A 5,011-nucleotide genomic window follows, 5' to 3' on the forward strand; every position below is an offset into this window, starting at 1 on the left:
AACTAATTTTCAATATGACAAAGAACCATGCGACTCTAATGAGCCAAGTTTATTTGATTTTTAATAACGTCCCAATTTTAATGGGACACTACTGACTCATCTTTTAAAACCAAACAGCCATGACAAAATTATATTCCCTTTTCGGAGGAACAACAACAGATACAGAAGTTAAATCAGTAGAAGTAAACCAAATTGTACAAATGGAAGGTTATTCATACAGCAGGTATGTAGTCCATAAAATAACACATAACCAATTCGGGTATCATTACCACTTAATCAACCTTAAAACCCTTGATTTCCATCAGTCCGAGATAATTAAGCCATTGAGCCAAAAGTTCGGTATCGGTATGTACTATGATGATAAGAACATTGAGTTTATGACCGAAGAAGAAGTAGCAGAACTCTATGCCAAAGCACAAGCCAAACATGTAGATGAAATGGAACAGCAGAGAGCCGAAGAAAAACGCAGGGAAGAAGTTCGGGTTGTTGGTCGTGAATGGCTTAAAAACAATCTCCCAACTGATGCAAAAGCCATTATTGTAGGTCGTTTGAAACAAGATGAATCCGATTCACAGACAGACTATTTTGCATCCTCTACTCTAAGCAATGTTATATTAGGTTTCTCCAAACATACACGGGATATATTCTCCGAAATGCGTAAACACGCATCTAATTTTGAAGGGACAGCCTATTTAGCGGAATATAACGAAGATTACGAACACAGAGAAAAGTATTCAATGGGTGCAGGCTACTATTTAGGCGAAAGTAAATACAGAGGTTGGATAATAGAGAAAGAGCCTATCTATAACCGAGAAAGGACAATAGAAGAATTCGCCTACACAGCAGGCTCTCCCGATGGTATCCACATCAAACCTAATAAGACAGGCAAGATTAATAATAAAATAGATTATACCGATAATATAAGTCCAAACGAATCGGAACAGCAATCTACTATACACATACAATCCGACAATCTGCAATTTGAGATAGTTGATTATTCCGAGAAAGCTATTGCCCTGTTTGGAGATACCAAGCCTATTAAAGACCTATTGTCTGCTATGGGTGGGAAATTCAATCCCCGATTAATATACAAGGAAACCAAGAAGGCTGGATGAATATTTTCCAAGACCAAGAGAGAAGAATTAGAAGGAGTATTAAATCTGAATAAATAACAATAGCCATGAAATCAACAGCATATTTTACACGCACGATATTAACCTATTTAGAGCAACGGGCAGAAACAGACCCGTTGTTCGCCGAAGCATTCGCAAAAGCAGATAAGAATATTGACGACTGTATTACATACATTTTGAATACTGTACAGAAAAGCGGTTGTAATGGTTTTGCCGATGAAGAAATTTATCTGATGGCAACCAATTATTACAAACAAGATAACATCAATATCGGTAAGCCGATAAATGCCCGAACGGTAGTCAACCATGTGGTAACGCTCACAGAAGAAGAAAAAGCAGAAGCACGGCAGGAAGCTATCAAGAGGTTACAGAACGAAGCCTATACTAAGATGAAACAGCCTGTTAAAAAGGCTAAGAGAGTAGAATTGAATCCACAACCCACATTATTTGATTTTTGACCTATGAAACCACAGAATAAATTCCAAACAGCAGTTGTAGCAGCAAGTAGAAAATTACCGTCTATCACACAAGAACAGATACAATGGGGATATCAGAACTGTATCGAACATATCGGACAGCGAACCACCAAAGGTAAAATTACCTGTACTGAATGTAACCATGTATTTGCAGGTGAAGAGGGAGAACACCAATGCCCTAATTGCAAAGCAAAGCTGAAAGTTCAGACCACTAACAAACGGATATTTAAAGGCTGTGAATATCTCTGTTTTATTACCACATGCCAAGGTTATCAGGTCATCCGCTACCTGATGATAAAATGCACAGCTAAAGTAGGCTCATATCCCGAATACACTCATGCCGAAGTTATGCAACGTTGGATTGCATCTGACGGCAGATACTGCACATTTGCAAAACTGCGTCAGACAATGGGTACAATGTATTATGATTCATGGATATTCAGCACTCCGTTGGAACTGAGAAGCGAAGTAGATGCTTATAACAGGCTGTTCCCGTATTACTACTATCCGAAACAGCAGTTAATACCCGAACTCAAAAGAACAGGCATTAAAAAACGTCACTTCAATCAAAGACCTTTTGATGTATACAGGGCATTATTAAAAGACAACCGAATGGAAACCCTGTTAAAATCGGGACAAATACATCTATTTAAAGCATTCCTAAGTGATACAAGCCGAAAACTGGATAATTACTGGGCATCTATCCGCATCTGCATCCGCAACGGATACACAATCAAAGATGCTACTCTGTGGTTTGACTATATCGACTACTTGCGCATGTTCGGAAAAGACCTGCATAACGCTAAATATGTATGCCCGAATGACCTGCACAAAGAACATGACAGATATATGCAGAAGAAAGCAAAAGCCGATGCACAGAAAGAAATCGAAAAGCTACGGGAAAAGGAAGAAACATTCCGACAAACCAAAGCAAAATTCTTCGGACTTATATTCTCTGATGGGCTTATTCAAGTACGGGTACTTGAAAGTATAGAGGAAATCATATTGGAAGGAAAACTGATGCACCATTGTGTAGGAGGTTATTATTCAAAAGAAGATTCTTTGATTCTGACAGCCTGTATTGACGGCAAGAAGATAGAAACTATTGAAGTATCGCTCTCAAAACTTCAAGTTATACAAAGCAGAGGAGTATGTAACAAGAATACCGTGTACCACAACCAAATAGTACAACTTGTAGAGAAAAATATACCTCTTATTGAACAGAGATTAGCAGCATAAAGAAATAGTAACAACCAAATCAAAATAATCATGGCACAGGAAACAATGGAAGATTGGATGCAATATGCGAAAGATTTGGCAAAAGCAGAACGTGAACTAAAGATCGAACACTCGGTATATATCACTTTCGAGATACGACACCAAGACGGACACAGAGAGATATTGCATAAAATTGACCTACCCCGTGATATGGTAGACCGATGGCAGTGGCTTATCGAATGGCGCAGGGAAAAACTCGTCTGTAAGTACCCACGGAAGAAAGTAACCGTTTATCATTGTGCATACGACAAGCGGACAGGCTTACAGACAGGATTTAATTTCCTGCTATCGAAAGTCGCTTCGGCAAAGGCACAGATAACAAAAGTCGAAAGAGTTATTGCCCAATATATAAAAGATGAAGTACAAAATAATCTGTTTTTTGATGAAAATACGGATGAACGACTACTTAAAGCCAAAGCTAAACTAGAGAAGAAAAAGAGCAACTATAATGAAGCGTATGCCGTTTTACAGGCAGAAGTAGAAAAACATAAAAATAACAAGGATATGTATAAACTATTCGTAGGATTTAAGAAATTAGGTGAGTTTAAAAGTATATTGGAAGCCAAACAGTTTGCCGACAAGTGTGGAGAAACGGGAGTGTTTAATCTGATAGGTCATCTGTATAAGGACAGTTGGTATGTCTTTGAACATCTGAAACCTAAAGAAGATAAAGAGGACAATGATAATGCGGACTGAAAATTTCAATCCGTTTCTTTTTTCAATGAGCCTGAGCGGATAAAAAAGAAACAAAAAACCGATAGCGAAATTTTCAAATTTGATTATTTATAGCATTTCGAAATTTCATAGGATTAGCAACAAATCTGAATGTATTAGTAACACCACCGGTTGTAACAAGGATTGAACCAAAGCCGAGAATACGTCCCATAATATATAAAGATTAGATGAAGCTTAACATTTAATTTCACACTTGATATTTTAATTTTTATGACCTGATAAATCAGAGGTTTGATATTTGGGCAAGCCATACCATACACGTAGGCTTGCCTCTGAGAATTTATGCGTTACCGAGTTGTTTTTTACATTTCTCTCCCCCTATTTTTCTTTCGAATAATTGTAGGCGTTTCAGGTTTCTTTTCTGTCTTTTGAGTTTTGGGTAAGCGTGGATCATCCCACGATTCCTGATAGTCGGGGTCGGATTTGTCGGCTTTCCAGAGGTATGGATAGGCATGATTTCCATAGCCGTACCATTTGACTTTGGCTTTGGTTATATAGCCGTTTTCAATCAGAATTTTATCTCGAATACGCATTTCGTATTTACCATATTTTACAAACTCATCCGGATTATTTTTACTAAAAATAACCCTGTTCTTTTCATCATTCAGGAAAGCATAAGCAGAAAACTGGCCGCTACCATCACTTTTATTCAAAGCTTCAAGGAAAACAGAGCCGCCGCCCATCAGGATTTCTCCCTGTTCCGGTGTTAATTCCACACCTCTCAGGACTATGTTTCGTTTGGAGGTTTGGGCTTTGGCTTCCGCTTCTTTCCTTGCTTTCTCTTCTGCTTCCTGTTTGGCTTTTAGTTCCGCTTCCTGCCTTTGCTGTTTCGCTTCTTCAATGTTATTTTCAAACTCTTTTTTGAGGTTTCCGAAACTGAATTTTCTATCGATTTGCGAGCCTTTGAAAGCAATATTATTGTACCTGAACGATACCCCTTCAAGATCACCCGTTGCCCGGTTACGTTTATATTCAATCTCTATTCCAAACTTTTTCAGAGCAAAGCGCAGGTCTGCCGGATTCTTACAAGTGGGTAAAACCGACTTTATCACATCGTGGATATAGTATTTTACTTTATCGGGATTGTCTAATTTTTCTCGTTTGACTTTGTCTTTTCCCTTACCGTAAGTCAGGTTGTATTTGTCTTTCAGCTTCTTACAAACCTTGATATTCCGCTTGTAATCGTTATTGACGGAGATCAATTTCAGGTCGTTATTGATACGGTTATACACAATATGCAGGTGGGGATTGTCGGTATCATCATGCCTGACAATGATGTATTGAGTATTATTGCCCCCCATTTCCTGCATATATTCTTTAGCTAACCGGATCATAAATTCATCTGACATCCTTTCTTTATCTTCAGGCGAAAAAGCAATCGGGATATGC

General features: G+C 38.2%; 5 protein-coding genes. 4 read left to right on the forward strand and 1 reads right to left on the reverse strand.

Features of this window, described 5'->3' with window-relative positions; all coding sequences use genetic code 11:
* The first annotated feature begins 119 nt into the window (after positions 1 to 119).
* The 4 genes from M2448_RS20185 (at position 120) to M2448_RS20200 (ending at position 3,583) form a co-directional block, all read left to right on the forward strand.
* Complete coding sequence (locus M2448_RS20185; protein WP_280647986.1) at positions 120 to 1,115, forward strand: fusion protein; 996 nt, start codon at positions 120 to 122, stop codon at positions 1,113 to 1,115.
* 65 nt (positions 1,116 to 1,180) lie between these two features.
* Entirely contained in the window at positions 1,181 to 1,591 is a 411-nt protein-coding gene (locus tag M2448_RS20190; protein ID WP_280647987.1) for a PcfK-like family protein, read from the forward strand.
* A 3-nt stretch (positions 1,592 to 1,594) separates the two neighbouring features.
* Complete coding sequence (locus M2448_RS20195; protein WP_280647988.1) at positions 1,595 to 2,848, forward strand: PcfJ domain-containing protein; 1,254 nt, start codon at positions 1,595 to 1,597, stop codon at positions 2,846 to 2,848.
* 30 nt (positions 2,849 to 2,878) lie between these two features.
* Positions 2,879 to 3,583, forward strand: coding sequence for a hypothetical protein (locus M2448_RS20200; RefSeq protein ID WP_280647989.1), 705 nt, complete (start codon positions 2,879 to 2,881; stop codon positions 3,581 to 3,583).
* 341 nt (positions 3,584 to 3,924) lie between these two features.
* Here the strand turns inward: M2448_RS20200 and M2448_RS20205 are convergent.
* Positions 3,925 to 5,011, reverse strand: a 1,087-nt coding sequence (locus M2448_RS20205; RefSeq protein WP_280647990.1) for a relaxase/mobilization nuclease domain-containing protein, incomplete at its 5' end; no start/stop codon positions are given.

It is taken from the genome of Dysgonomonas sp. PF1-14, from assembly GCF_029892965.1.
Classification (GTDB): Bacteria; Bacteroidota; Bacteroidia; order Bacteroidales; family Dysgonomonadaceae; genus Dysgonomonas.